Origin of the sequence: Microbacterium sp. Marseille-Q6648 (assembly GCF_943181415.1) — a bacterium.
In the GTDB taxonomy this organism is placed as follows: Bacteria; Actinomycetota; Actinomycetes; order Actinomycetales; family Microbacteriaceae; genus Microbacterium.
Map to the genome: position 1 here is coordinate 1,413,589 of NZ_CALPBZ010000001.1, position 25,489 is coordinate 1,439,077.

Below are 25,489 nucleotides of genomic sequence, written 5' to 3' on the forward strand. Positions count from 1 at the left end.
CCACGATACACGCAAAACCGGACCGAAGGTAGGGTTTGAGGGTGAGTGATCCGCAGACATCCGGTGCCCGCGGCTCCTACGCCAAGAGCGCGGGGTTCCGTCGGGCAGTGCTCGACACCGCCCTGCGCATCCTCGCCGAGCGAGGATTCGACGCGACAACGCTGCAGCTCATCGCCGACGAGGTGGGCCGATCGAAGGCGGGCCTGCTCCATCACTTCGGCTCACGCGAGAACCTCATGCTCGAGATCGTGCGCCACCGGGACGATGTCAACCGCGCGCGCTTCCCCGCCGATCCCGACGGCGGCTTCGGCGCGTCCGAGGACCTCGTCGCCCACAACGCCACGGTGCCGGGACTGGTCGCCCTGTTCGCGGTGGTGTCCGCACTGGCGGCATCCGATACCTCCGACACCGACCGGCGCGAGTACTTCATCGCCCGCTACGAGCGCAATCGCGAGGCCTTCGCGCGGCGGTTGTCCCAGGAGCAGCAGGCGGGCACCATCCGCGCCGACGTCGATCCGCACGTGGCCGCGTCGCTCCTCATCGCGACGATGGACGGCTTGCAGGTGCAGTGGCTCCTCGACGAGCGCGTCGACATGGCAGAGCACCTGCGCGCGCTCGTCGACCTCCTCTCCCCCTGAATCCGGCGCGCCCCGCGAACGCGGATGCCGGGGCGCAGGGTGTCGCGTCCCGTGTCGTCCGACGCCCGACGTAGGCTCGTCAGGTGACCCCCGAGCTCGCCGCCCGCATCGTCGCGGACTCCCGCGATCGGGTGGCGTGGGTGCGGGCGCGCTCCCGCGGCATCACGGCGACCGACGTCGCCGCCCTCACCAGCGAGCGCGCGATCACCCGCGCGGCCGACGCCAAGCTGATGGGGTCGGGCTTCTCGGGTAACGCCTACACCGCGCACGGTCGCGCGCGCGAACCCGAGATCGCCGCCTGGGTGGCCGCGACGCACGGCATTCAGCCCTCCTCGGCACTGTTCCACGCGGTGGTCGAGAAGCGCCACCTGGCGACCCCCGACGGGATCGGCATCGACAGCGGCGGACGCGTCGTGCTCGCCGAGATCAAGACGACCAACAAGTCCTGGCGCTCCATCCCCCGCTCCTACCTGCGGCAGGTCTGGTGGCAGCAGCACGTCCTGGGGGCGGAGCGCACCCTGGTCGCATGGGAGCAGCACGACGCCTTCGTCCCCGTCGACGACGAGCCCCGCTGCGCCTGGGTCGATCGCGACGACGCCGAGATCGCCGGGCTCGTACGCCTGGCGACGTCGCTCATCGACGAACTGTACCGGCGCACGACGGGTCGGCCGGTTCCCGCGGCCACCGGTGAGCGGATGCCGCGCACACCGGCATCCCGACAGCCCTTCCGCGCCCTCGCCCTCGCCGACTGACAGCGCCGACTGAAACCCCCATACCTCTACCACCGCGCCGCGCACGCCGACGACGGCGAGCGACCTTCTCCACGCGGTAGCACCGGTGTAACACGACCGAGACAATCGCAGGGTTGACTGTCCGCAGAGCAAGCAACCAGTGCTGCCGACGCCGACACGCACGCGGAAGGAGCGACCCATGAGATTCCGGCCGCTGCGATCATCCACAAGAGAGACCCCGACCGTCCCGGTCGCCGATCCCCCCGCCCGGATGCGGGCCGTCGTCTTCGACGAGACCGGCGCTCCCGATGTCCTCCATTCCTCGTCGGTTCCGGTGCCGTCTCCCGTCATCAGCGAGCTCCTCGTGCGCGTGGTGGCCGCCGGCGTCAACCCGATCGACGCCAAGACGCGAGCGGGCAGAGGTGTTGCGCAGGCCATCTCGCAATACCCGACGGTCCCGGGCTTCGACTTCAGCGGCATCGTCGTCTCGTCGCCGTACGAGGCGCACGCCTTCCCCGCCGGCACCGAGGTGTACGGGATGCTCCCCTACCCTCGCTCCGGTGGGTCCTATGCGGAGTACGCCGTCGTCCCCACCCTCTCGGTGGCGCGCAAGCCCGCGTCCCTTTCGCACGTCGAAGCCGCGGGCGTCCCCTTGGCCGCGCTCACCGCGTGGGGGCTCGTCGTCGAGACCGCCCGCGCGCATGAGGGGCAGCGGGTGCTCATCCACGCCGGAAGCGGCGGCGTCGGGCACTTCGCGGTGCAGTTCGCGGCCTATTTCGGAGCGCACGTCACGGTGACGGCTTCGGGCCGGAACGCCCCGTGGCTGCGCGAACTCGGCGCGTCGGTCGTCATCGACTACACGACAACCCGCTTCGACGAGGTCGTCACCGACATGGACGTCGTCATCGACCTCGTGGGAAACGTCGCAGCCGACACCGGCTCGCGCTCGGTGAAGGTGCTCCGGCCGGGAGGCCTCTACATCCTGGTGCCGACGGGATCCTGGCCGGGATACGCCGCCGCGGCCGACGCCGCCGGCGTACGGGCGACCTCGTACAAGGTCGTCCCCGACGGCTCAGCGCTGGCCACGATCGGCCGGCTTCTCGACTCGGGCTCGGTGCAGGTGTACATCGACAAGGTGTTCGACCTCGGCGATGCCGCCGCCGCGCACGCCGAACTCGAGGCCGGTCACACGCGGGGCAAGATCGTCCTCCGCGTCAGCGACGACTGAACGTACGGCGCCCTCGTCGGCGAACGTAGGTTGGATCATGACACCTGTTGTGATCGGAGACGCCCATGCGAGAACTCGTCTACTACGTCGCCGTCAGCCTCGACGGCTACATCGCCGACCCGCGCGGAGGCTACGACCCCTTCCTGATCGGCGGAGACCACAGCCGGGTCGTCTTCGACGAGTACGCGGACGCACTGCCCGGACACGTCCTCGATGCGCTCGGCATCACCCCGCCGCGAAGCCGATTCGACACCGTCCTGATGGGATGGAACACGTTGACGCCCGCGCTCGACGCCGGTATCGGGAGCCCCTATCCGCACCTTCGGCAGATCGTCGCCAGCAGACGTGCGCGCACGGTCTCGCCCGACCTCGCCGTCACATCCGAGCCGCTCGATCTCGTGCGGGAGCTGAAGCAGGAGGACGGTCTCGACATCTGGCTCTGCGGCGGGGGCGCCCTCGCCGGTTCACTGCTGCCTGAGATCGATCGGCTCGTCCTGAAACGACACCCGCTCGTCTTCGGCGCCGGGATCCCGCTGTTCGACGGGGCCGCGTTCGACGCACGCCGCTTCGCGCCGGATTCCCGCCGCGAGTTCGCATCCGGCGTCATCGTCGAGGAGTATGCCCGGACCCGACCGGAGTGACGCGGCTAGCTTCGGGGTCCCGGGGCGAGCGCGCGGCGTCCCTCGGCGACGACCTCGTCGGCGATCGCCGCGAGCAGCGGCGAGCGCAGGTTCCACTGCTGCCAGTACAGCGGCACGTCCACTGGAGCACCGCCGAGCGGGACGAGGCTGCCGGCGTCGAGATCCTCCGCGGACTGGAGCCGTGGCAGCATCGCCCACCCCAGGCCGAGCCGCACGGCCGTCGCGAAGTCGTTGGAGGCGGGCACGCGGTGACGCGGCGGCGCCCCGGCATCCACCGCCCGGTCTCGCAGCCACGCGGTCTGCAGATCGTCCCGACGATCGAAGTCGACGACCGGGGCGACGGCCAGCGCAGAAGACTCCGCGCCGTGCGGCATCCACCTCTGGATGAAGGCGGGCGAGGCGACGGCTTCGTAGCGCATCGCCCCGAGCGGCGTGGTCCGGCAGCCGGCGACAGGCTCGGCCCGCGAGGTGACCGCCCCCATGACGGTGCCGCTCTCGAGCAGCCCCGCGGTGAAGTCCTGGTCGTCGCGATGCAGGTCGAAGACGATGGGATGCTGCTCCCCCAGTCTCGCCAGCGGCGGCAGGAACCAGGTGGCCAGAGAGTCGGCGTTGACCGCCAGCGGCACGGCGACGCGGACACCCTCCCCGCCGGCGTCGCCGAGCTCGACGCTCGCGTCGTGCTCCAGCAGGCGAGCCTGCCGGGCCAGCCGCACCACCGCCTGTCCGGCCTCGGTGGGACGAACGGGCTTGGAGCGCACGAGGAGAACGCGACCGAGGGTCTCCTCCAGCGCCTTCACGCGCTGGCTCACCGCGCTGGGAGTCACGTGCAGGCGGCGCGCGGCCGCGTCGAGTGTGCCCTCGTCCACGACGACGGCGACCGTCTCGGCCAGGTCGAACGGGATCCTCATCATCAGCACCGCTAATGCTACTGAAGAATCATGAGCTGGACCATCCTCGAGCGGCCCCATACCGTGGCCATGTGATTCCCGTCCTCCTCGCCGGCTTCGGCCTCGGCCTCTCGCTCATCATCGCGATCGGCGCGCAGAATCTCTTCGTCCTCCGGCAGGGTCTCCGTCGGGAGCACGTCTGGCCGGTGGTCGCCGTGTGCGCCCTCTCGGATGCCGCACTCATCGCGCTGGGCGTCTCGGGTCTCGGACTCGTCGTCGAGAGCGTGCCGTGGCTGATCGTGGCGATCCGGTGGGCGGGTGCGGTGTTCCTGGTCGCCTACGGGCTTCTCGCCGCGCGCCGCGCGTGGCGGCCGCGTCAGGAGAGCCTGCGCGTGGACGAGCCCGGCCCGTCCCGCGGTTCCGGCAGCGGCACCGCTGCCGGAACCGCCGTCGCGGCACGGAGCCGCCTGACGAACACGGTGCTGACCTGCCTGGCGCTGACCTGGCTCAACCCTCACGTGTATCTCGACACGGTCTTCCTCCTCGGCGGCGTCGCCAGCACCTACGGCGACCTGCGATGGGTGTTCGCCGCGGGTGCGATCATGGCGAGCCTGGCGTGGTTCACCTCACTGGGCTTCGGTGCGCGCTACCTCAGCCGATGGCTCGCCACGCCGCGCGCCTGGCGCGTGCTCGACGCGGTGATCGCGGTGGTGATGATCGTGCTCGGCGTGAGCCTGGTCATCCCGGCCTGACCTCGCTCGGAAGCCCGCGCCCTCGACTCGACCTCGACGGCCGGGCACCATGGAGGCATGAGGAGCGTGCGAGTGGTCGTCCGCGGTGACGTGCAAGGTGTGGGCTACCGCTACACGCTGAGGATCGTGGCCCGAGACGCGGGCGTCCACGGCTGGGTGCGCAACCGGCGCGACGGCTCCGTGGAAGCGCATCTCGAAGGAGATGCGGACTCCGTCGACGACGTGCTGGCCTGGATGGCGGAGGGGCCCCCGGGCGCCGTCGTCGCAGCCGCGGCTGTCACCGAGGCCGATCCGACCGGAGCCGCGGGTTTCGACGTCGCCCCGACGGCGTAGACGAAGAAGAGGCCCCGCCATCACGGCGGAGCCTCTTCTTTCGGTGTCTGGTCAGACCAGCGAGTTGACGTCCAGCGGGATGCCGGGGCCGAACGTGGTCGACACGGCACCCTTCTGGATGTAACGACCCTTCGAGCTCGACGGCTTCAGACGCACGATCTCTTCGAGCGCGGTCTTCAGGTTCTCGTCCAGCTGCTCGGCAGAGAACGAGGCCTTGCCGACGACGAAGTGCACGTTGGCGTGCTTGTCGACGCGGAACTCGATCTTTCCGCCCTTGATCTCCTCGACGGCCTTGGCCGGGTTCGGGGTGACGGTGCCGGTCTTCGGGTTCGGCATCAGGCCGCGGGGGCCGAGCACCTTGCCGAGTCGACCGACCTGGCCCATCAGCTCGGGCGTGGCAACGGCGGCGTCGAACGACGTGTAGCCGTCGGCGACCTTCTGGATGAGCTCGGCGCCGCCGACCTCATCCGCACCCGCGGCGATCGCGGCCTCGGCGGCCGGGCCGGTCGCGAACACGATGACGCGAGCGGTCTTGCCGGTGCCGTGGGGCAGGATGACGGTGCCGCGCACCATCTGGTCCGCCTTGCGGGGGTCGACAGCGAGCTTCAGCGCGACCTCGACGGTCGAGTCGAACTTCGCCGAACCGGTCTCCTTCGCCAGGGCGACAGCCTCGGTGGGCGTGTAGAACTTGTCAGCCGCGATCTTCGCGGCGGCGGCCTGGTAGGCCTTGGACTTCGTAGCCATTTTCCTTATCCCCCTCAGTCCTCGACCGTGATGCCCATAGAACGGGCGGTGCCGGCGATGATCTTCGAGGCGGCCTCGATGTCGTTCGCGTTCAGGTCGGGCTGCTTCGTCTCTGCGATCTGGCGCACCTGCTCCTTGGTGATCTTCGCCACCTTGACCGTGTGCGGAGTCGACGATCCCTTGCCGACGCCGGCGGCCTTCTTGATGAGCTCCGCGGCGGGCGGGGTCTTCAGGACGAACGTGAAGCTGCGGTCTTCGTAGACCGTGATCTCCACGGGGATGACGTTGCCGCGCTGCGACTCGGTCGCGGCGTTGTACGCCTTGCAGAACTCCATGATGTTGACGCCGTGCTGACCGAGCGCGGGCCCGATCGGCGGCGCCGGGTTGGCGGCGCCGGCGTTGATCTGGAGCTTGATCAGGCCGGTCACCTTCTTCTTGGGTGCCATTTCCTCTTCCTTTCCTCGAACCGGATGCCGTGGCATCCGCTTCTCCCGCACACTCGGCGTCTCCGAGCCGCGGTTCCCCCGGGGCGAGCCCGGGAAGTCTTAGAGCTTGGTGACCTGGTCGAACGAGAGCTCGACGGGGGTCTCTCGCTCGAAGAGCGAGACCAGGACGGTGAGCTTGCCGCTCTCGGGCTTGATCTCGCTGATCGAGCCGGGAAGACCCGCGAACGAGCCCTCCTTGATGGTGATCGTCTCGCCGACCTCGAAGTCGATCTCGGCGGGGATCGAGCGTGCCACCGCGGCGCCGCCCTTGGCTGCGCCGGCCTTGGCGGGCGCGACGTCCTTGACCTCGACGAGGGACTTCAGCATGGTGAAGGCCTCTTCGAAGCGGAGAGGCGTCGGGTTGTGGGCGTTGCCCACGAACCCCGTGACTCCGGGCGTGTGACGGACGACCGACCAGGTGTCCTCGTTGAGTTCCATGCGGACGAGCACGTAGCCGGGGATCCGGACGCGCGTGACCATCTTGCGCTGACCGTTCTTGATCTCGACGACGTCCTCCATGGGGACCTCGACCTGGTAGATGTCGTCCTCGACCTCGAGCGTGGACTTGCGCTGCTCGATGTTCGCCTTCACCTTGCGCTCGAAGCCGGCGTACGAGTGGATGACGTACCACTTGCCGGGCTGCATCCGCAGCTCGGTGCGGAACGCCTCGTACGGGTCCTCGTCGGCTGCCTCGTCGTCGGCGGCATCGTCCTCGTCGTCACCGAGCTCGGGGCCGTCGTAGGGCGTGACGTCGTCGGCTGCCTCGGCAGCGCGGTCGGCCTCCTCCTCGGCGATGGAGTCGTTGAGGACCTCGGCCGCGGCCTCCGCCTCGGCGGTCTCGTCGATGTTGAGCGCGTCGTTCACGATCGCGTCTGCCTCCGGGTCGTCGATGTCGTCCAGTTCTTCGTCCTCGCCGGCGTCGCCGTCGTCGTCACCGTCGCCCTCGATGTGCAGGGCGGCGTGCTCGGCGGACTCGACCGACCGCTGCTCGGCCTCGAGGACGTTGCCCTCCTGGGCCTCGTCCTCCTCCGAGGACTGCTCCGCGGCGGTCGCCCAGTCGGCGTCGTCGATGTATCTTTCAGACACTTTGCGTTCTCTTCCGTTTCTCACGCCGGCACAGCCGGACACGGCCGGCACGGCGAGATCAGAGGCGTCAGGCCCCGGACACTCCGAAGACGTTGGCCGCGAGCCAGACGAACAGCAGATCGAGTCCGTACACGATCGCCATCATGACGACCACGAAGCCCAGGACCACCGCGGTGAACTTCACCAGCTCCTGACGGGTGGGGGTGACCACCTTGCGGAGCTCTGCGAACACCTGACGGATGAACAGAGCGATCCGCGCGAAGACGTTGAGCTTCTTCTCGCGGGGGGCGCCGCCGCCGTTCGCGACGACTTCGCCCTTCGGCTCGTCCTGGACCATCGATGCCACCTGATTACCTTCCGTGTGTCAGCTTCCGCTGACGCGCAGGGCGGACAGGAATCGAACCTGCAACCTGCGGTTTTGGAGACCGCTGCTCTGCCAATTGAGCTACCGCCCTAAGACCCGTTGGCGGGTCCCGTACCTCCGCAGTCTTCTGCCATGACCTGTGAGAAGGGTGTCACCCGACCGGCGGGCACAGCGAAAGAATGCAGATTTGTCCTGCTCATCCCAGTGTACGGCATGCCCCCGGCGGGGGACGAACCGAGGTCGCCGGGGGCGCCGCACCCGGTCAGTACTGCTGGATGCCGTAACGGTCGGGCTCTTCGCCGCGCTGGAAGGCGCGGCCGCTGAGACTCGTGGGCACCACGCGGACGTAGTGGTACTTCAGCGTCGGGATCCACGGTTTCAGGGGCAGCGAGTCGGCGTGCTCGACTTCGGCGGAGGTATCGAGTCGATGCGCGTGCCCGCGGAGGACCACGCTCCAGGCATCCGCATCGGTGTGATCGTCGACCTCGAAGAGCACCTCGTCGTTGACGGTCAGCTCGAACAGCTTCGAGCCCTCGGCGGTGCGGAACACCACGCCGCCGTCGTCGACGACGTAGTTGACGGGGAAGATGTCGAGGACCTCACCCACGCGCGTGACGAGCCTGCCGAGCTGCTGGGTTCCGAGCCGCTGCCAGCACTCCTCGTCGGTGAGGCGGGCCACCGTTTCGCTGATGTCGCTCATGACCTCATCCTGCCCCGGCGCATCGGCGCACGCCAGGGACCTTCGGCCCGCCCGCTGTCAGCCCGCGACGCGGATGAGCTTCTTGTTGACGAACTCGTCCGCCGCGAGCAGCCCCATCTCACGAGAGGTGCCGGAACGCTTCACGCCGCCGAAGGGGAGCTCGGGAGAGTCCGCCAGGACGCAGTTGACGTAGACCATGCCGGCCTCGATCCGATCCGCGACCCGCTCGGCCTGCGCGGGGTCGGTCGTGTAGACGTACGAGCCGAGACCGTAGCTGGTGTCATTGGCGATGCGGACCGCCTCGTCCTCGTCGCGGACGCGGTACACGACGCCGGCCGGGCCGAAGAGCTCCTCGCGGTACACATCCATGTCGGGCGTGACGCCGGTGAGGACGGTCGGCTCGTAGAAGGCGCCGTCGCGCGTGCCGCCGGTCACCAGCGTGGCCCCCTGCTCGACGGCCGTGCGGATCTGAGCCTCCAGCCGCTCGGCGGCCGCGGTCGACGACAGCGGGCCCAGGAGCGTGTCCTCGGCGAACGGGTCGCCCATCTTCTGCGCTTTCATGCCCTCGACGAACTTCTCGACGAAGGCGTCGTAGAGATCGTCGGCGACGATGAAGCGCTTGGGCGCATTGCACGACTGCCCGTTGTTGTCCATGCGCGCCTCTACGGCCGCGGCCGCGGTGGCGTCGAGGTCGTCGGTCGACAGCACGATGAACGGGTCCGAGCCGCCCAGCTCGAGCGCGACCTTCTTGAGGTGCTGCCCGGCCAGAGCCGCGACGGCCGATCCCGCGCGCTCGGAGCCCGTCACCGACACGCCCTGCACCCGGCGATCGGCGATCACCGTTGCCGCCTGCTCGTTCGTGGCGAAGATGTTCGTGTAGACGCCCTCGAGTCCGGCCTCGCGGTAGATGTCCTCGATCGCCGCCGCCGACTCCGGGCACTGCGGCGCGTGCTTGAGGAGGATGGTGTTGCCGACGGCGATGTTGGGCGCCGCGAAGCGGGCGACCTGGTAGTAGGGGAAGTTCCACGGCATGATGCCCAGGAGCACGCCGATCGGAGAGCGGCGGATGACGGCCGTGCCCTCGCCCAGGATCTCCAGCGGCTGATCGCCGGTGATCTTGTCGATGTTGTCGGCGTAGAACTCCGTGATGTCGGCGGCGAAGTCCACCTCTCCCTCGGCGGCCGCGAGCGGCTTGCCCATCTCGCGGACGATGATGGCCGCCAGCTCGTCGCGTCGCTCGCGGTGGAGTTCCGCGACGCGGCGGATCTTGGCGGCGCGCTCGGCGACCGGCACGTCCCGCCAGGTGCGGTAGGCGGCATCCGCGTTCGCGATGGCCTCGTCGAGAGCTGCGTCGCTCACGACGGGATAGGTGGCCAGGGTCTCACCGGTGGCGGGGTTGACGACGGCGTAGTCACTCATTGCGTTCTCTCTCCGGTCGGTTGTGGGTCAAGTCTGCCGTCAGCGGCGCGTGCGGCGAAGACTCTCGGGCGCATCCAGCGAAAGTGTCTCGCCGCGGAAGAATGCCGGACGCTTCACGGCTTGCCAGAACATGATCACCAGGCCCAGTCCGATGATGCCGACGCCCAGCACGAAGACGCTGCCGAGACCGAACCATTCCGTGCCGCTGCCGTAGTCGGGGTCGAGGCTCTCGACGAGGGTGATGACGAACAGCGCGACGAGGATGATGCCTCCCACGAGGGGGAACAGCAGGGTGAAGAAGAAGCTGCGCACCGAGTCGGTCCACTGCTTGCGGAAGTACCACACGCACGCGAACGCGGTGATGCCGTAGTAGAAGCAGATCATCATGCCGAGCGTGGTGATGGTGTCCCACAGCACGTTCTCGTTCACGAAGCGCATCACCGCGTAGAACACCGAAGCCACGACGGCGGAGACGATGGTGGCGTAGCCGGGCGTGAAGAAGCGCGGTGTCACCTGCGCGAACTTCGGGGGCAGGGCGCCGTAGTGCCCCATCGCGAGGAGCGTGCGCGCGGGCGAGACGAACGTGGACTGCAGCGACGACGCCGAGCTGGTGAGCACCGCGAGCGAGACCAGGAAGGCGAGGGGTCCGAGGATCGGACCCGAGAGGTAGAAGAACACGTTGGCCTGGATGTCGGGGTTGCCCAGGCCCAGCCCGTCCTCGCCGGTGCCCGCGAAGGCCAGGAGCGAGAGCGAGATGAGGAGGTAGAGCACGACGATGGTCACGACGGTGAGCGTGGCAGCGCGCCCCGGGGTCTTCTCGGGGTTCTTCGTCTCCTCGTTCATCGTCAGGGTGACGTCCCATCCCCAGAAGATGAAGATCGACAGCGACAGCCCGGCGACGACCGCCAGCGGCGTGGCGACGGAGAACGGATTGAACCACGACGCCTCCACGGGACTGGCGTCGAAGGCGGAGCCGTTCGCGACGTGCACGAACGCGGCGACCGAGAAGATCACGAGCACCAGCACCTGGAAGCTCACCAGCACGTACTGCAGCTTCTGCGTCGTCTGCATGTCGCGGTACGACACGAAGGTCGCCCCCAGCATGAACAGCAGACACACCGCGACGTTGATGAACGGGTTGAACGCCAGCTCCGCGATCGTGCCGGGGCTGCCGGCGAGCTGGTCGATGAGGAGGAAGAGGAACTCCACGGCGATGCCGGCGAGGTTCGAGAGCACCAGGATGGTCGCCGCGATGAGGCCCCATCCGGCCATCCACCCCACCCAAGGGCCGAAGGCCCGCGCCGCCCACGTGAAGGACGTCCCGGAGTCCGGCATCGTCCGGTTCAGCTCGCGGTAGCCGAAGGCGACCAGGAGCATGGGGATGAACCCGAGCAGGATGATCGCCGGCACCTGGAAGCCCACCTCCGACACCGTGGGCCCGAGCGCGGCGGTCAGGGTGTACGCCGGCGCGATGCACGAGATGCCGATCACGACGGCGCCGATGAGCCCGACCGTGCCGGCGCTTAGCCCCTTCTTCGACAGGCCGCCGTCGACCGGGTCTCCGGTCCCGACACTGGTGCGTTCGCTCATCGGACGCCCCCTTCTGTGAGTGCTCGCTCGCGCGGGACGACGATCATCGGGACGGTCAGCTCGTGCAGCATCTTGGCCGCCGTCGAGCCGAGGAAGAGCCGACGCGGCTGCGCCAGGCGGCTCGAGCCGACCAGCACCACCTCACCGGGCTCCCATGAGAGCTCGGCGACGGCCTGCTCGATGCTCTCGCCGCCGCCGATGACGACCTCGCTGTCCACGCCCTCCGGCAGCGCGGCCTGCGCCTTGGCGAGGACGTCCTCGGCGTGGGCGGCACCGGCGATGCGGATGACGCCGGTGTCGAGGGTGGCGGGAAGGTCGACCGTGACCAAGGAGAGCAGGCGGATGCGCGCGCCGGTGGTCTGGGCGAGCGACACCGCCTCGTCCAGGAGCGCCTGCGCGCCCGGTCGGGTGCCGAGAGCGACGGTGAGACGGGGGATGCCGGTGTCCACGGCCGTCTTCCGCGCACCGCGCGGCACGAGGGCCACCGGGACGTCGGCGGTGTGCAGGAGCTCCGATGCGGTGGTGCCGAGGCGGTGCCGACCGCGGTGGGCGCCGTCGGCACCCCCGACGACGATGTGCCCGGCGCCCAGCTCCGCCGCCGTCGCGAGCAGGCCTTCGCCGAACGAGTCGGCGAAGCGCACGTGCTCCGCGTGCGTCACATCGCCGGGGACCGTCGCCGCGGCATCCGAGAGCCACGCCTCGGCCTGCGTCCGCAGATAGCGGTCGTAGCCCGCTTTGGGCGGCGTGATGACGCTGCGGGTGTCGGCGGGGAGGACGAGCACGAGGTGCAGGGCGCCGCCCGAGGACCGCGCGAGTCGCGCGCCGAAGGCGACGGCATCCTTCCCCGCCTTGGTCGCCTGGTAGCCGACGACGATCGGAGCGGTCATGCGCGCACCTCGCTGACGATGTTGGCCGCGGCCAGGCGACCCATGCGGATCGCGCCGTCCACGTGCTGGTATCCGGCGCCGGCCATGTCGGAGCAGGCGAAGTGGATCGGGCCGACGGGGGTCCGCAGATCGGCGCCGTAGCGGGCGAGACCGCCGAGGTCGAAGCTGGCGGCGTAGGCGCCGCGCGTCCACTCCTCGGCTCCCCAGTCGCTCTCGAAGTACACGAGCGGCTCCTTCGCCTCGGGACCGAAGTAGTGCGAGAGCGACTCGAGGATGCGCGCCTTGCGCTCCTCGGCCGAGACGCGGAACAGATCGTCGGCGTTGCGGTCCGAGACGAAGCCGACGAGGGTGCCGCGCTCATCGCCGTGGTTGGTGTTGTCGTAGGCCTCGTGCGAGATCTCGTACGGGCTGAACGCGGTGCCCGACAGCCCCTGCTCGCGCCAGAACGGGCGGTCGTAGACGGCGTGGACCTTGATGACGAAGCCCATGGAGATGTGCTGGTGCATCTGCTGCTTGAGGCGGGGCAGCGGCGGCTGGAAGTCGATCCACGGGTAGAGGACCGGCGCGTGGGCGAGGATGACGAAGCGCGCGCGGACGGTGAGACCCCCGTCGGTCACCACCGTCACGCCCCCCTCGCCCCGCTGCACGGTGTTGACCGGCTGCTCGAGGAACACGTCGTCCCCGAGCCGCTCGGCGAGCAGCAGGGGGACCTGCTGGAGTCCGCCGACGACGCGCTCGTCGAGGATGAAGTCCGCGTCGACCAGATGGCTGAAGCTGCCCGCGCTGGCGGCCATGAGCAGCGCCTGGAGGGCCGAGAACGCGTAGGCCGGCTTGGTGAGCATGGCGCCCGCGATGAAGAGGGCGATGTTGTCACGCGCCTCCTGGTCCTCGGTCTGCTGCTCGAGCCACGCCTCGAACGAGACGCGATCGAGCTCTTCCGCATCGGGGTGTTCCCAGGGGCGATCGGGATCGACCTGGGCGACGAGCTCGTCGAGCACGGCGATGAGGCGGACGATCTCCTTCTCGGTCTCGGGCGCCACGGGGAAGATCTCGCCGGTGAACCGCGTGCGCTCGCCGTGACGGCCGATGTACACCGAGTCGCCCTCGCGGTAGCGCGAATAGGTCTCGAGCCCCAGGTCGGCGAGGGTCTCCTTGAGGGCGTCCTGGTCGGGCGAGACCCACTGACCGCCGACTTCGAGCATCGCGCCGTCCACGACGTCCGTCCACAGCCGCCCGCCGACGCGGTCGCGCGCCTCGAGCACCGCGACCGAGAGTCCGGCGCGGCGCAGCTCGTTCGCGGCCGTCAGGCCGGCGGCGCCGGCGCCGACGATGACGACGTCTCGGGTGATCTCATCCATGGGGGTGCCTTTCTCGCCGTCCGGATCACGTGATGTGAGCGAGCGCACACGTTGCGTGCGTAGCGCGACGGGTGATCTCGGCGAGATCACGTGATCTGGACGGGGCGGGTGGGTGAAGCGAGCGAGCGAGCGGATGCCGGGGGTGAGACGGGCGACTACGGCTGCGCGGCGAGCGCGGCGACGACGACGTCCAGGCCCTCGTGGAGCAGGTCGTCGGGGATGGACAGCGGCGGGAGGAAACGGATCACGTTCCCGTAGGTGCCGCACGTGAGCACGATGACGCCCTCGGCGATGCACGCCTTGGCGACCGCGGCGGTGAGCGCGGCATCCGGCTCACCGGTCACCGGGTCGATGAACTCGGCGGCGATCATCGCGCCGTGACCTCGGACGTCTCCGACGCGGGCGTCCGTGGCCTGCAGCGCGCGCAGGCGGTCGGTCAGGAGCTCGCCGATCCGCCGCGCGCGCTCGAGCAAACCGTCGTTCTCGAACGCGTCGATCGAGGCGAGGGCGGCGGCGCACGCGATGGGGTTGCCGCCGTATGTTCCGCCGAGGCCGCCGGTGTGCGAGGCGTCCATGATCTCGGCCCGCCCGGTGACGGCGGCCAGCGGCAGCCCGCCGGCGATGCCCTTGGCTGTCGTGATGAGGTCGGGCACGATGCCGAAGTGCTCACTGGCGAACATCGCACCCGTCCGCGCGAAGCCGGTCTGCACCTCGTCGGCGATGAAGACGACGCCGTTGTCGCGGCACCACTCCACGAGGGCGGGCAGGAAGCCGTCGGCCGGCACGATGAAGCCGCCCTCGCCCTGGATGGGCTCGATGATCATGGCGGCGAGGTTGTCCGCGCCGACCTGCTTCTCGATGAGTGAGATCGCGCGCCTGGCCGCCTCGGCGCCGGTCAGACCGTCGCGGTAGGGGTACGACAGCGGCGCACGGTAGATCTCGCTCGCGAAGGGCCCGAAGCCGCTCTTGTACGGCATCGCCTTCGCCGTCAGCGCCATCGTCAGGTTGGTGCGGCCGTGATAGCCGTGGTCGAAGGCGACGACCGCCTGGCGCTTGGTGAACTTGCGGGCGATCTTGACGGCGTTCTCGACGGCCTCGGCGCCGGAGTTGAACAGGGCGCTCTTCTTGGCGTGGGAGCCCGGAGTCACGCGGTTGAGCGCCTCGGCGACGGCGACGTACGACTCGTAGGGCGAGATCATGAAGCACGTGTGCGTGAACTGCGCCGCCTGCGCCTGCACCGCCGCGACGACAGCCGGGTGGGCGTTGCCCACGCCGGTGACGGCGATGCCCGATCCGAGGTCGATGAGGGAGTTGCCGTCGGCGTCCACCACGACTCCCCCGCCGGCGGCGACCGCCTCGATCGGGACGGTGTGCCCGACCCCGGCGGGAACCGCCGCGGCCTTGCGCTCGAGCAGCTGCTGCGAGCGGGGACCGGGGATGGCCGTGACCAGACGCCGCTCCTGGGGCAGCGCCGGCCCGCCCAGCGGGTGGGTGTCGAGCGTGTCGGTCGAGGTCATGCGGCGAGCGTAAGCGGCGGCTCGCGCGGCCGGCACCCGCCGTGAAGTACATTCTCATCAGCGCCCTGTACAGGCCGTACACCGAGGAGTGTCATGCCCGCCGATGCCGACGCCCCCACCCTGCGGTCGCTGCTGAACCGCCCCGACCTGCGCCTGAGGCTCGAGGGGGATGCCGCGGACGACGCCCTCGATCGCCCCGTGCGCTGGGTGCACAGCTCGGACCTCGCCGACCCCACCCCGTTCCTCTCGGACGGTCTGGTGCTGCTGACCACGGGCACGCAGTTCCACGAGTCCGGCGAGGATCCCGGGCCCTACCGCGCGTACGTCGAGCGCCTGTCACGGCGGGGCATCGCCGGTCTGGGCTTCGGCACCGAGGTCGTCCGCGACGGCATCCCCCCGGCTCTGTCGGCCGCGTGCCATGCCGAGGGGCTCGCCCTGTTCGAGGTGCCGTACCGTACGCCGTTCCTCGCGGTGGCGCGGGCCAACGCCGAGGCGATCGCCGCCCAGGCGTACGCGCGCCGCAGCTGGGCACTCGCCGCCCAGCGCGCCATCTCGCTCGCGGCGCTCCGCCCGGACGGCCTGGGGGCGACCCTCGGCGAGCTGGCGAAGCAGCTCGACGCGTGGGTCGGCATGTTCGACGCGACCGGCGAACTGTCTCGCGAGCATCCGACCGGCTCCCTCGATGCCGTCACGGCGGACGCCGTCCGCGCGGAGGTCCAGGCGGTCCTCCGCCGCGGCGCCCGCGCCGGATCGTCCTTCCACATCGGCGAGCGCGCCTTCACGCTGCAGACGCTCGGCCGCGGCGGGCGCCTGCGCGGCGTGATCGCGATCGCCGCCGGCGAGCTCGACCAGGAGGGCCGCGCCGTGCTGACCGCGGTGATCGCGATGGCCGGCCTCGCGCTCGAACAGCAGCAGGGGCTCTCGCGGGCGTGGGCGGACCTGCGGGCGGGGCTGGTGCAGTCGCTGCGGGGCGGCGATCCCGCCCTGGCGCGACGCGTCGCACGCGAGGTGTGGGGCCCCCTTCCGGCGCCGCCGGTCCAGGTCGCCCTCGCGAGCGCGGGGACACCGGCGCGGGCGAGCCGCCTCGAGGCGATGACCGAGCTCCTCGAGGGGCGTGCGCACGACGCCCGCGGGACGCTGTTCTTCGGCCGCGCCGACGACGGGCTCGTCATCGTCACCGCGGCCGGCGAGCGCGGCACGCTCGACGAGGTCGCCGCCCGCTTCGACGTCGCGATCGGGGTGTCGGAGCCGACCGGGTACGACGGCTTCGACACGGCGCTGGACCAGGCCCGCGTGGCCCGCAACCGCGGGCGCGGCGGTGTCACCGCGTTCGCCGAGGTCGCTGGCGGCGGCGTGCTGTCGGCGCTGTCGGACCAGGCCCGCGCCGTGGCGGCGGCCGAGGTCAGACCGCTCAGCGATCACGATGCGGCGGCGGGCACGCACCTCGTCGCGACACTGCGGGCGTGGCTGGATCACGACTGCTCGCACGAGGCGTCGGCGCGCGCCCTCGGCATCCATCGCCACACCGTGCGCACGCGACTCGCGCTCGCCGAGCGAGTCCTCGGTCGCGACCTCGGCTCGTTCGCCACCCGCGCCGAGCTGTGGGCGGCGCTGCGCGTGCTGGGGTGACGGCGCGCGTGGACTCCCGCCGCCCGGGGCGGCTCGATCGTGCGGGACCGGCGGGATTCGGGACGGATCGACGGATGCCGCGACCGCCGCCCGCGGGCAGGATGAGCTCGTGACTGCTGAGTGGGCGGGGCGGACCCCGTGAGGAACGGCGACGTGTCGTGGTGGTGGCGCGACCTCGGCGGACGCCCGCCCGAGCGCCCCGGGCTCGAGGGCGATCGCGACGCGGACGTCGTCATCGTCGGGGCGGGCTACACCGGGCTGTGGACGGCGTACTACCTGTCGCAGCTGCAGCCGGACCTGCGCATCACCGTGCTGGAGCAGCGCTTCGCCGGGTTCGGCGCGTCGGGCCGCAACGGCGGCTGGCTGACGAACTCGGTCACCGGCGGGCGCGAGAAGCTCGCCGTGAGCCACGGCCGCACGGCGGCGATCGCGCAGCAGCGCGCCCTCGACCACACCGTCGACGAGGTGATCTCCGTCGCCTCGCGAGAGGGCATCGACGCCGACATCGTCAAGGGCGGCGAGTTCGAGATCGCCCGCACGCCGTCCCAGCTGGCCCGCCTTCGCGCCGCGGCCGCGAACGAGCGATCCTGGCCCGGCACCGACATCGAGGAACTGGACGGCCGGGCCGCGGCGTCCCGCATCGCCGTCGACGGGATCCTCGGCGGCATCTGGCACCCGCACTGCGCGCGCGTGCATCCGGCCAAGCTCGTCGCGGGTCTCGCCGCCGTCGTCGAGCGCCGGGGCGTCACGATCCACGAGGGCACGCGGGTGACCCAGATCGCTCCGGGCCGCGCCGTGACCGACCACGGCACCGTGCGCGCGCTCCACATCATCCGCGCGACCGAGGGCTTCACGGCCGACCTGCGGGGCGAGCACCGCACGTGGCTGCCGATGAACTCGTCCATGATCGTCACCGAACCGCTCCCCGCGTCGTTCTGGGACGCTGTGGGCTGGTCGGGCCGTGAGACCCTCGGCGACTTCGCGCACGTGTACATGTACGCCCAGCGCACCGCGGACGATCGCATCGCGTTCGGCGGTCGCGGCATCCCCTACCGCTATGCCTCCCGCGTCGACACCGACGGCGCGACGCAGGAGCGCACCATCGCGTCGCTGACCGCCCTTCTGCGTGACTTCTTCCCGGATGCCGCGACCACACCCGTCGCGCACGCCTGGTCGGGGGTGCTCGGCGTCCCGCGGGACTGGGCGGCCACGGTGGGCCACGATCGCGCCACCGGTCTGGGCTGGGCGGGCGGTTACGTCGGGACCGGGGTGACCGCGACCAACCTCGCCGGGCGGACCCTCGCCGACCTCGTGCTGGGCCGCGACACCGACCTGGTGCGCCTGCCGTGGGTGGGGCATCGGGCGCGCCGCTGGGAGCCCGAGCCGCTGCGCTGGCTCGCGGTGCAGGGCATCTACGCCGCGTATCGCACCGCCGATCGTCTGGAGGAGCTCGGCACGTCCGAGCGCACCGCGTGGCCGGCGTCGGTCGCCGACCTCGTCGCCGGCCGCTGACGGTTCAGCGCGGGGCGTGCGCCTCGAGGAACTCGTACACGTCCGTCGTGTCGACCCCGGGAAAGGCCCCGGTGGGCAGAGTGGCCAGCAGGGTCCGCGGCGTCCGCACGTTCGGCCACGCGTTCTGCCGCCACGCCGCCTCGAGGTCGGCCGGCGCCCGGCGGCAGCACACCTCGACCGAATGCTTCGACACCCCGCGATTCGAGGTGTCGCGCCCCAGGAACCACTTCGTGTCGTCGAAGCGCACGCCCACCGACACCGAGTGCGCCCCCTCGCTCGACAGCTCCACGCGCGCCGTGCACCAGTACGTGCCGTTGCCGGTGTCGGTGTACTGGTAGTAGGGGTTGAAGTGGTCGTCGACGTCGAAGACCACGCGTGAGGTCCACTTGCGGCAGCACATCTGGCCCTCGATCGACCCGAGCCGGTCGGTCGGGAAGTTGACGTCGTCGTTCTCGTACGCCTTCGTGATGGTGCCGGACTCGTGCACCTTCAAGAAGTGCACGGGCAGCCCCAGATGCTCCGTGGCGAGGTTCGTGAACCGGTGCGCGGCGGTCTCGTACGACACCGAGTAGGCGTCCCGCAGGTCCTCGATCGAGATCGCACGGTCCTTCTTGGCGTCCTGCAGGAACGGCACGGCGTGCGACTCGGGGATCAGCAGCGCGCCGGTGAGGTAATTCGTCTCGACCCGCTGGCGCAGGAACTCCGCGTACGAGGTCGGCTCGGCATGCCCGAGGATGCGGCTCGACAGCGCCTGCAGCACGGCGGTGCGCGGATCCCCCTTCGAGGTCAGCCGGCTGGACAGATACAGCCGGCCGTTCTTGATGTCGGCGACGCTGCGGGTGGTCTGGGGCAGATCCGGCACGTAGTGCAGGGTGAAGCCGAGGTGTGCGGCGATATCGGACGCCGTCCGCTGCGTCAGTGGTCCGCCGGGGTGGTCGACGGCCTCCAGGATGCCGCGCGCCTGCGCTTCGAGCTCGGCGAAGTAGTTGCTCTGCGTGCGCATGAGGCGGCGAAGCGCCAGATTCGCCCGCCGGGCCTCTTCGGGCGTCGCCGCCCGCTCGTCGTTGAGGCGCCCGATCTCGCCCTGGAGGGCGAGCATCGCCTTGAGCGCCTCGGTGGGCACCGATTTGCCGATGCGGAACGGCTCGATCCCGAGCGCCTGGAACGTCTGACCGCGCATGGCCCGCTCGAGCGCGATCTCGAGCGTCGCCCGCTCGTCGAGCGGCTCGGACTCGAGGAGCGCATCCAACGAGGTGCCGAGCGCGCGCGCGATGGTCTGCAGGAGAGTGAGCTTCGGCTCGCGACGCCCGTTCTCGATCATCGACAGCTGACTCGGCACCCGCCCGATGGCGCCGGCCAGGTCATCGAGGGTCATGCCGCGCTCGGTGCGCAGCTGGCGGATACGGCGGCCGATGGTCAGGGAGTCCACGTCTCCATCGTCGGCCGCATCCGACAGCACATCACGGGTGAACGGTGTCGTCATGAGGGGATTCTGTCACGAAACGTGAATTACGCCACAAGTTCACACCCGGATTCGTCGGGTTCACCCCGGGAACTTCACCCAGAGTGGGGGTACGCCCCACCCCGATCGGCCCAGAACGCAGATCACAGGACGCCGCGACCCGGCACACACCCCGGACCCCGGCATCCACTCACGTACTCGCTCACAGGAAGACAGGGATATGACACCTGCAACCGCCACCCCGATGCGCATTCGCACGGGGCCGATCCCCACCCAGACGCACGAACCCTCGATCGAGATCGCCGGGCCCATGGGGCCCCGCTACGACGAGATCCTCACGCCGGCAGCGCTCGCGTTCCTGACCGAGCTGCACCACCGCTTCGGCGCCCGGCGGCAGGACCGGCTCTCCGACCGTCTGCGTCGCCGGTTCGAGATCGGCAACGGTCACGACCCGCAGTTCCGCGACGACACCCGGCACATTCGCGAGGATGCGTCGTGGAAGGTCGCCGGGGCGGGCCCCGGTCTCGAGGATCGTCGCGTCGAGATCACGGGACCGACCGATCCGAAGATGACCATCAACGCCCTGAACTCCGGCGCGAAGGTGTGGCTCGCCGACCAGGAGGACGCCACCAGCCCGACGTGGGGCAACGTCATCGGGGGTCAGCTGAGCCTGCGCGACGCGATCCGCGGCGAGCTGTCGTTCACGAGTCCCGAGGGCAAGCGCTACGAGGTCACAGCCACCGAGACCCCGACGATCGTGATGCGCCCGCGCGGGTGGCACCTGCCCGAGCAGCACATCCGCTTCACCGACCGCTACGGCCGCAGCATGCCCGCGTCGGGCTCGCTGGTGGACTTCGGGCTGTACTTCTTCCACAACGCGCAGCGGCTGATCGAGAACGGGCGCGGACCGTACTTCTACATCGCCAAGCTCGAGTCCAGTGAGGAAGCGCGACTGTGGAACGACGTGTTCACCTTCAGCGAGCGGTACATCGGCATCCCGCACGGCACCGTCCGCGCGACGATCCTCATCGAGACGCTGCCGGCGGCGCTCGAGATGGAGGAGATCCTGTTCGAGCTGCGCGACCACGCCGCGGGTCTGAACGCGGGCCGCTGGGACTACATCTTCTCGATCATCAAGACGTACCGGGGGCGCGGGGCGCGGTTCGTCCTGCCCGACCGCAGCGAGGTCACGATGACGGTGCCGTTCATGCGGGCGTACACCGAGCTGCTGGTGCAGACGTGCCACAAGCGCGGCGCGTTCGCGATCGGCGGGATGAGCGCCTTCATCCCGAACCGGCGCGATCCCGAGGTGACCGCGCGCGCGTTCGAGAAGGTCGCCGCAGACAAGAAGCGCGAAGCCGGCGACGGCTTCGACGGCACCTGGGTGGCGCACCCCGACCTGATCCCGGTGGCGCGGGCCGAGTTCGATGCGGTGCTGGGCGAGCGGCCGAACCAGCTCGACCGTCAGCGGCCAGAGGTCGAGGTCTCGGCATCCGATCTGATCGACGTCCACATCGGACGGCCGATCACGGCGGCGGGCGTGCACGGCAACGTGTCGGTCGCGGTCCGCTACATCGAAGCGTGGCTGCGGGGCCTGGGCGCCGTGGCGATCGACAACCTCATGGAGGACGCCGCGACCGCCGAGATCAGCCGCGGTCAGGTGTGGCAGTGGATCCATCAGGACCAGTCCACCGAGGACGGCACGCCGATCACCCGGGACTACATCGAGGGCCTGATCGCACAGGTGCTCGCCGAGGCGGACCGCCGTGACGGCGATCGCTTCGATGATGCGGCGGAGATCTTCCGCGAGGTCGCGCTCGGCCCGGACTTCCCGGCCTTCCTGACGCTGCCGGCCTACGCCCGGCATCTCGTCGAAACCGACTGACCCACCCAGACGTACAGAGGAACTGACATGACTGCATTCCAGGACGACATCGACGGCATCCGAGCCCTCAAAGAGCAGCGCGGCGCCGGGTGGGACGCCATCGATCCCGAGTCCGCCGCTCGCCTGCGGGCGCAGAACCGCTTCCGCACGGGACTCGAGATCGCCCAGTACACCGCCGACATCATGCGTCGCGACATGGCGGAGTACGACGCCGACACGTCGGTCTACACCCAGTCGCTCGGCGTCTGGCACGGCTTCATCGGGCAGCAGAAGCTCATCTCGATCAAGAAGCACCTCAAGACCACGAACAAGCGCTACCTGTACCTGTCGGGCTGGATGATCGCCGCGCTCCGTTCGGAGTTCGGCCCGCTTCCCGACCAGTCGATGCACGAGAAGACCGCGGTACCGGCGCTGATCGAGGAGCTCTACACGTTCCTCCGCCAGGCCGATGCGCGCGAACTCGATCTGCTCTTCACGCAGCTGGACGCCGCGCGCGCGGCCGGCGACGACACCGCCGCCGAGTTCGTCCAGTCCCAGATCGACTCCTATGAGACCCATGTGGTGCCGATCATCGCCGACATCGACGCGGGCTTCGGCAACCCCGAGGCGACCTACCTGCTCGCCAAGAAGATGATCGAGGCGGGCGCCTGCGCGATCCAGATCGAGAACCAGGTGTCGGACGAGAAGCAGTGCGGCCACCAGGACGGGAAGGTCACCGTCCCGCACGAGGACTTCCTGGCCAAGATCAACGCGGTGCGGTACGCGTTCCTCGAGCTCGGCATCGACAACGGCATCATCGTGGCGCGCACCGACTCGCTCGGCGCCGGTCTCACCCAGAAGCTCGCCGTGACGAGGGAACCCGGCGACCTGGGCGACCGCTACAACTCCTTCCTCGACGCGGAGGAGGTCTCGGACGCCGACCTCGGCAACGGCGACGTCGTGATCAAGCGGGGCGACACACTGCTGCGGCCGAAGCGGCTGGCGAGCAACCTCTACCAGTTCCGTCCCGGCACGGGTGAGGATCGCGTGGTGCTCGATTGCATCACGTCGCTCCAGAACGGTGCCGACCTGCTGTGGATCGAGACCGAGAAGCCGCACATCGAGCAGATCGCCGGCATGGTCGACCGCATCCGCGAGGTGATCCCGGACGCGAAGCTCGTGTACAACAACAGCCCGTCGTTCAACTGGACGCTGAACTTCCGCCAGCAGGTGTACGACGCCCTCGCGGAGCAGGGCGCGGACGTCTCGGCGTACGACCGCGGCGACCTGATGAACGTCGCCTACGACGACACCGAGCTCGCCCGCCTGGCCGACGAGAGGATCCGCACCTTCCAGCGCGACGGCTCCGCGCGCGCCGGGATCTTCCACCACCTCATCACGCTGCCGACCTACCACACGGCTGCACTGTCGACCGATGACCTGGCGAAGGGCTACTTCGGGGACGAGGGCATGCTCGCCTACGTGACGGGTGTGCAGCGTCGCGAGATCCGCGAGGGAATCGCCACGGTCAAGCACCAGAACATGGCCGGCAGCGACATCGGCGACAACCACAAGGAGTACTTCGCCGGCGCCGCGGCCCTGAAGGCCGGCGGCCAGCAGAACACCATGAACCAGTTCTCCTGACACCCGCGCGGCCCGGCCCGGCCGAGCCTGACCGCGAGAGTACTTCTGGCGGACGAGAGGTGGGGGAAACCCCGGCCCCTCGTCCGCCAGTTGTACTTTCGCGGACAGGGGGAAGGGGACAGAGCGAAGGGGCAGGGGCAGGGGCAGGGGTCAGGGCAGGATGCCGCGCTCCAGAGCGAGGGTGACCGCGCGCGTGCGGTCGGTGACCGCCAGCTTCTCGAAGACCTTCAGCAGGTGGGTCTTCACGGTGGACTCGCCGATGCCCAGCGCGACGGCGATCTGCTTGTTGCTGCGACCCGAGGCCACCAGGCGCAGCACGTCGAGCTCTCGCGGGGTCAGCGGGGACTCCGGGGCCGGGCGCCGCATCCGCTCGACGAGCCGTACCGCGACCTGCGGGGACAGCGCCGACTGCCCCGCGGCGACCGAGCGGATGCCGGCGACGATCTCGGCCTGCGGGGCGGCCTTCAGCAGGTAGCCCGCCGCCCCCGCCTCGATCGCGGCGAGGATCTGGTCGTCGGTCTCGTACGTGGTGAGGATCAGCACCCGCGGCGGCGGATCGCCCGCCTCTCCCCCGGCGATGCGCGCCGTGGCGGCCACGCCGTCGACCCCGGGCATCCGCAGGTCCATGAGCACGACGTCGGGACGCGTGGCCGCGGCCAGCCGCACCGCCTCGTCGCCGTTCGCGGCCTCGGCGACCACCTCGAGCCCGTCCTCGTCCGAGAGCAGCCCGGCCAGCCCCGCGCGCACCACCGGATGGTCGTCGGCGATCAGCAGCCGGATCACGACGCGGCCTCCGCACCCCGGATGACGGATGCCGCAACCGGCGCGGCCGGCAGTTCGATCACGACGCGGGCGCCGGCTCCCGGGGCGGTCGCCATCACGAGAGTGCCGCCGGCCAGCGCGACGCGCTCGCGCATGCCGTCGAGACCGAAGCCGGTGCGCGGTGCGGCCGGATCGAAGCCGGCCCCGTCGTCGGCGACCTCGAGCCGGAGCCCGCCGTCGGCCGCGCCGGTCACCTGCACCGCCACGCGCGAGGCGCCGGAGTGCTTGCGGACGTTGGCGAGGAGCTCCTGCACGCAGCGCAGCATCACCACCTGGCGCTCGCGATCGATCTCGGCCCCCGCCGTGTCGACGCGCAGGTCGATGTCGAGGCCGGTCTCGGCGCGGAACCGGTCGGAGAGTCGGCCGAGCGCGGCGTCGAGGGCCTGGTCGGAGGGCACCGCGGCCGTGCGGGCCACGAGTGCGCGCGCCTCGCCGAGCGCTTCGCGGGCGACCTGCTCGACCTCGCCGATCGCGTCGGCTGCGGCATCCGCTCGTCCTTCGCGCGATCGGCGCCCCGCGCGCTCGGCCAACAGGACGAGACCGGCGAGGGTCTGGGCGAGCGTGTCGTGGATGTCGCGGGCCAGGCGCTCGCGCTCCTCCGCCGCCCCGCGATCGCGGCTGAGCGCCTCGACCTGCGCCTGGGCGGCGGTGAGGTCGGCGAGCAGCCGCGCACGCTCTTCGCCGTACTCGGCGATGCTCGCGATCCACATGCCGAGCGCGATCGCGAACACGAGCGAGAACCCCGCCGTCGCCGCTCCCGAGGCCAGCCCGGAGGCGCCCGGGGCGCCGTTGATCGCGAACCCGGTGAACGTCGCGGCGGCGACCACGACCGAGCCCAGGATGCCGCGCCGCCGGGTGTCTCCGAGCACCCACACCAGCGGGTAGGCGAGGGTCTGCAGCATCGCCATGAACCCCGCCGCCGCGCATCCGACCGCGATCACCGCGAATGCCGCGACGAGGAAGGCGTGGAAGCGCCACGGCACGGGGCGCTCGATGCCGCCGCGGGCGATGAGGGCGTAGGCGAGGACGAACCCCGCGGTCGCGGCGAGCGCGACCGCCTGCCGTGCGGGTGAGGTGGGTCCGAAGCCGAAGACGGTTCCGACGGCGATCACGAGTGCTCCGGCGGCGACGGTGATGTCCCACCATCTCGGCTTCAGCAGCATCCGGCCCCCTCAGTCGTCCGCGGAGTCGTCCCG

The 25,489-nt window shown here is 70.4% G+C and carries 24 protein-coding genes and 1 tRNA gene; 10 read left to right on the forward strand and 15 right to left on the reverse strand.

The genetic code is table 11. The features are described 5' to 3' along the window. Positions 1-41 precede the first annotated feature (41 nt). From NFR93_RS06755 to NFR93_RS06770, 4 genes are all read left to right on the forward strand, one after another. Positions 42-638, forward strand: a complete 597-nt coding sequence (locus tag NFR93_RS06755) for a TetR family transcriptional regulator (protein ID WP_251451126.1) — start codon at positions 42-44, stop codon at positions 636-638. An 83-nt stretch (positions 639-721) separates the two neighbouring features. Further along, positions 722-1,390, forward strand: a complete 669-nt coding sequence (locus NFR93_RS06760) for a YqaJ viral recombinase family protein (RefSeq protein ID WP_251451128.1) — start codon at positions 722-724, stop codon at positions 1,388-1,390. A gap of 178 nt (positions 1,391-1,568) precedes the next feature. Beyond that, positions 1,569-2,597 (forward strand): NADP-dependent oxidoreductase, encoded by a 1,029-nt coding sequence (locus NFR93_RS06765; protein WP_251451130.1) that lies wholly within the window; start codon positions 1,569-1,571, stop codon positions 2,595-2,597. A gap of 65 nt (positions 2,598-2,662) precedes the next feature. After that, on the forward strand, positions 2,663-3,238 hold the full coding sequence (locus NFR93_RS06770) for a dihydrofolate reductase family protein (RefSeq protein WP_251451132.1): 576 nt from the start codon (positions 2,663-2,665) through the stop codon (positions 3,236-3,238). Positions 3,239-3,243: 5 nt separating this feature from the next. Here the strand turns inward: NFR93_RS06770 and NFR93_RS06775 are convergent, their stop codons facing one another. Next, entirely contained in the window at positions 3,244-4,149 is a 906-nt protein-coding gene (locus tag NFR93_RS06775) for a LysR family transcriptional regulator ArgP (RefSeq protein ID WP_502846273.1), read from the reverse strand. Between the two features lie 71 nt (positions 4,150-4,220). Here NFR93_RS06775 and NFR93_RS06780 point away from each other — a divergent pair, with 71 nt between their 5' ends. Together NFR93_RS06780 and NFR93_RS06785 are read left to right on the forward strand one after the other, a co-directional pair. Then, complete coding sequence (locus NFR93_RS06780) at positions 4,221-4,877, forward strand: LysE/ArgO family amino acid transporter (RefSeq protein ID WP_502846274.1); 657 nt, start codon at positions 4,221-4,223, stop codon at positions 4,875-4,877. Between the two features lie 57 nt (positions 4,878-4,934). After that, positions 4,935-5,210 carry an acylphosphatase gene (locus NFR93_RS06785; protein ID WP_251451136.1) on the forward strand — a complete coding sequence of 92 codons (276 nt, stop codon included), beginning with the start codon at positions 4,935-4,937 and terminating at the stop codon, positions 5,208-5,210. Positions 5,211-5,261: 51 nt separating this feature from the next. Here the strand turns inward: NFR93_RS06785 and rplA are convergent, their stop codons facing one another. The 11 genes from rplA to gabT form a co-directional block, all read right to left on the reverse strand. Continuing rightward, positions 5,262-5,954, reverse strand: coding sequence for a 50S ribosomal protein L1 (rplA, locus tag NFR93_RS06790; protein ID WP_251451138.1), 693 nt, complete (start codon positions 5,952-5,954; stop codon positions 5,262-5,264). 14 nt (positions 5,955-5,968) lie between these two features. After that, positions 5,969-6,400 (reverse strand): 50S ribosomal protein L11, encoded by a 432-nt coding sequence (gene rplK, locus NFR93_RS06795; protein ID WP_251451140.1) that lies wholly within the window; start codon positions 6,398-6,400, stop codon positions 5,969-5,971. A 99-nt stretch (positions 6,401-6,499) separates the two neighbouring features. Beyond that, complete coding sequence (gene nusG, locus NFR93_RS06800; protein ID WP_251451141.1) at positions 6,500-7,525, reverse strand: transcription termination/antitermination protein NusG; 1,026 nt, start codon at positions 7,523-7,525, stop codon at positions 6,500-6,502. 67 nt (positions 7,526-7,592) lie between these two features. Beyond that, on the reverse strand, positions 7,593-7,862 hold the full coding sequence (gene secE / locus NFR93_RS06805; RefSeq protein ID WP_251451536.1) for a preprotein translocase subunit SecE: 270 nt from the start codon (positions 7,860-7,862) through the stop codon (positions 7,593-7,595). A gap of 45 nt (positions 7,863-7,907) precedes the next feature. Continuing rightward, positions 7,908-7,980: transfer RNA gene (locus NFR93_RS06810), tRNA-Trp, on the reverse strand. A gap of 171 nt (positions 7,981-8,151) precedes the next feature. Continuing rightward, positions 8,152-8,589 carry a pyridoxamine 5'-phosphate oxidase family protein gene (locus NFR93_RS06815; RefSeq protein ID WP_251451142.1) on the reverse strand — a complete coding sequence of 146 codons (438 nt, stop codon included), beginning with the start codon at positions 8,587-8,589 and terminating at the stop codon, positions 8,152-8,154. 57 nt (positions 8,590-8,646) lie between these two features. Then, a complete protein-coding gene (locus tag NFR93_RS06820; protein WP_251451143.1) occupies positions 8,647-10,008 on the reverse strand; it encodes an NAD-dependent succinate-semialdehyde dehydrogenase in 1,362 nt (453 codons plus the stop codon). A 39-nt stretch (positions 10,009-10,047) separates the two neighbouring features. Further along, positions 10,048-11,598 carry an APC family permease gene (locus NFR93_RS06825; protein WP_251451144.1) on the reverse strand — a complete coding sequence of 517 codons (1,551 nt, stop codon included), beginning with the start codon at positions 11,596-11,598 and terminating at the stop codon, positions 10,048-10,050. Further along, positions 11,595-12,485 carry a universal stress protein gene (locus NFR93_RS06830; protein ID WP_251451145.1) on the reverse strand — a complete coding sequence of 297 codons (891 nt, stop codon included), beginning with the start codon at positions 12,483-12,485 and terminating at the stop codon, positions 11,595-11,597. The genes NFR93_RS06825 and NFR93_RS06830 overlap by 4 nt, the downstream gene beginning before the upstream one ends. After that, the gene (locus tag NFR93_RS06835; protein ID WP_251451147.1) at positions 12,482-13,843 is read right to left on the reverse strand and encodes a flavin monoamine oxidase family protein; all 1,362 of its coding nucleotides are present in this window, start codon (positions 13,841-13,843) and stop codon (positions 12,482-12,484) included. The genes NFR93_RS06830 and NFR93_RS06835 overlap by 4 nt, the downstream gene beginning before the upstream one ends. 155 nt (positions 13,844-13,998) lie before the next feature. Next, positions 13,999-15,360 (reverse strand): 4-aminobutyrate--2-oxoglutarate transaminase, encoded by a 1,362-nt coding sequence (gene gabT / locus NFR93_RS06840; protein ID WP_251451149.1) that lies wholly within the window; start codon positions 15,358-15,360, stop codon positions 13,999-14,001. 93 nt (positions 15,361-15,453) lie between these two features. Between gabT and NFR93_RS06845 the strand changes: the two genes are divergently transcribed. Beyond that, on the forward strand, positions 15,454-16,989 hold the full coding sequence (locus tag NFR93_RS06845; RefSeq protein ID WP_251451151.1) for a PucR family transcriptional regulator: 1,536 nt from the start codon (positions 15,454-15,456) through the stop codon (positions 16,987-16,989). 138 nt (positions 16,990-17,127) lie between these two features. Then, the gene (locus NFR93_RS06850; protein WP_251451152.1) at positions 17,128-18,501 is read left to right on the forward strand and encodes an NAD(P)/FAD-dependent oxidoreductase; all 1,374 of its coding nucleotides are present in this window, start codon (positions 17,128-17,130) and stop codon (positions 18,499-18,501) included. A 4-nt stretch (positions 18,502-18,505) separates the two neighbouring features. On the opposite strand, the gene NFR93_RS06855 is transcribed toward NFR93_RS06850, so the two are convergent. Continuing rightward, positions 18,506-19,984 carry a helix-turn-helix transcriptional regulator gene (locus tag NFR93_RS06855; RefSeq protein ID WP_251451154.1) on the reverse strand — a complete coding sequence of 493 codons (1,479 nt, stop codon included), beginning with the start codon at positions 19,982-19,984 and terminating at the stop codon, positions 18,506-18,508. 223 nt (positions 19,985-20,207) lie between these two features. Between NFR93_RS06855 and aceB the strand changes: the two genes are divergently transcribed. Further along, complete coding sequence (aceB, locus tag NFR93_RS06860; protein ID WP_251451538.1) at positions 20,208-21,848, forward strand: malate synthase A; 1,641 nt, start codon at positions 20,208-20,210, stop codon at positions 21,846-21,848. A 27-nt stretch (positions 21,849-21,875) separates the two neighbouring features. Then, positions 21,876-23,471: an isocitrate lyase gene (locus tag NFR93_RS06865; RefSeq protein WP_251451155.1), complete on the forward strand. Its 1,596-nt coding sequence runs from the start codon at positions 21,876-21,878 to the stop codon at positions 23,469-23,471. Between the two features lie 150 nt (positions 23,472-23,621). Here the strand turns inward: NFR93_RS06865 and NFR93_RS06870 are convergent, their stop codons facing one another. Together NFR93_RS06870 and NFR93_RS06875 are read right to left on the reverse strand one after the other, a co-directional pair. Beyond that, on the reverse strand, positions 23,622-24,254 hold the full coding sequence (locus NFR93_RS06870) for a response regulator (protein WP_251451157.1): 633 nt from the start codon (positions 24,252-24,254) through the stop codon (positions 23,622-23,624). Continuing rightward, positions 24,251-25,456, reverse strand: coding sequence for a sensor histidine kinase (locus tag NFR93_RS06875; RefSeq protein ID WP_251451159.1), 1,206 nt, complete (start codon positions 25,454-25,456; stop codon positions 24,251-24,253). Before NFR93_RS06875 ends, NFR93_RS06870 begins: the two co-directional genes overlap by 4 nt. Between the last annotated feature and the right edge of the window lie 33 nt (positions 25,457-25,489).

Coding starts and splice junctions, on each gene's coding strand:
- NFR93_RS06820 (WP_251451143.1), bottom strand. CDS start 10,008: ATGAGTGACTACGCCGTCGTCAACCCCGCCACCGGTGAGACCCTGGCC.
- NFR93_RS06835 (WP_251451147.1), bottom strand. CDS start 13,843: ATGGATGAGATCACCCGAGACGTCGTCATCGTCGGCGCCGGCGCCGCC.
- gabT (WP_251451149.1), bottom strand. CDS start 15,360: ATGACCTCGACCGACACGCTCGACACCCACCCGCTGGGCGGGCCGGCG.
- NFR93_RS06830 (WP_251451145.1), bottom strand. CDS start 12,485: ATGACCGCTCCGATCGTCGTCGGCTACCAGGCGACCAAGGCGGGGAAG.
- NFR93_RS06845 (WP_251451151.1), top strand. CDS start 15,454: ATGCCCGCCGATGCCGACGCCCCCACCCTGCGGTCGCTGCTGAACCGC.
- NFR93_RS06825 (WP_251451144.1), bottom strand. CDS start 11,598: ATGAGCGAACGCACCAGTGTCGGGACCGGAGACCCGGTCGACGGCGGC.
- rplA (WP_251451138.1), bottom strand. CDS start 5,954: ATGGCTACGAAGTCCAAGGCCTACCAGGCCGCCGCCGCGAAGATCGCG.
- aceB (WP_251451538.1), top strand. CDS start 20,208: ATGCGCATTCGCACGGGGCCGATCCCCACCCAGACGCACGAACCCTCG.
- NFR93_RS06865 (WP_251451155.1), top strand. CDS start 21,876: ATGACTGCATTCCAGGACGACATCGACGGCATCCGAGCCCTCAAAGAG.
- rplK (WP_251451140.1), bottom strand. CDS start 6,400: ATGGCACCCAAGAAGAAGGTGACCGGCCTGATCAAGCTCCAGATCAAC.
- NFR93_RS06770 (WP_251451132.1), top strand. CDS start 2,663: ATGCGAGAACTCGTCTACTACGTCGCCGTCAGCCTCGACGGCTACATC.
- NFR93_RS06875 (WP_251451159.1), bottom strand. CDS start 25,456: ATGCTGCTGAAGCCGAGATGGTGGGACATCACCGTCGCCGCCGGAGCA.
- NFR93_RS06775 (WP_502846273.1), bottom strand. CDS start 4,149: ATGATGAGGATCCCGTTCGACCTGGCCGAGACGGTCGCCGTCGTCGTG.
- NFR93_RS06815 (WP_251451142.1), bottom strand. CDS start 8,589: ATGAGCGACATCAGCGAAACGGTGGCCCGCCTCACCGACGAGGAGTGC.
- NFR93_RS06855 (WP_251451154.1), bottom strand. CDS start 19,984: ATGACGACACCGTTCACCCGTGATGTGCTGTCGGATGCGGCCGACGAT.
- NFR93_RS06765 (WP_251451130.1), top strand. CDS start 1,569: ATGAGATTCCGGCCGCTGCGATCATCCACAAGAGAGACCCCGACCGTC.
- secE (WP_251451536.1), bottom strand. CDS start 7,862: ATGGTCCAGGACGAGCCGAAGGGCGAAGTCGTCGCGAACGGCGGCGGC.
- NFR93_RS06785 (WP_251451136.1), top strand. CDS start 4,935: ATGAGGAGCGTGCGAGTGGTCGTCCGCGGTGACGTGCAAGGTGTGGGC.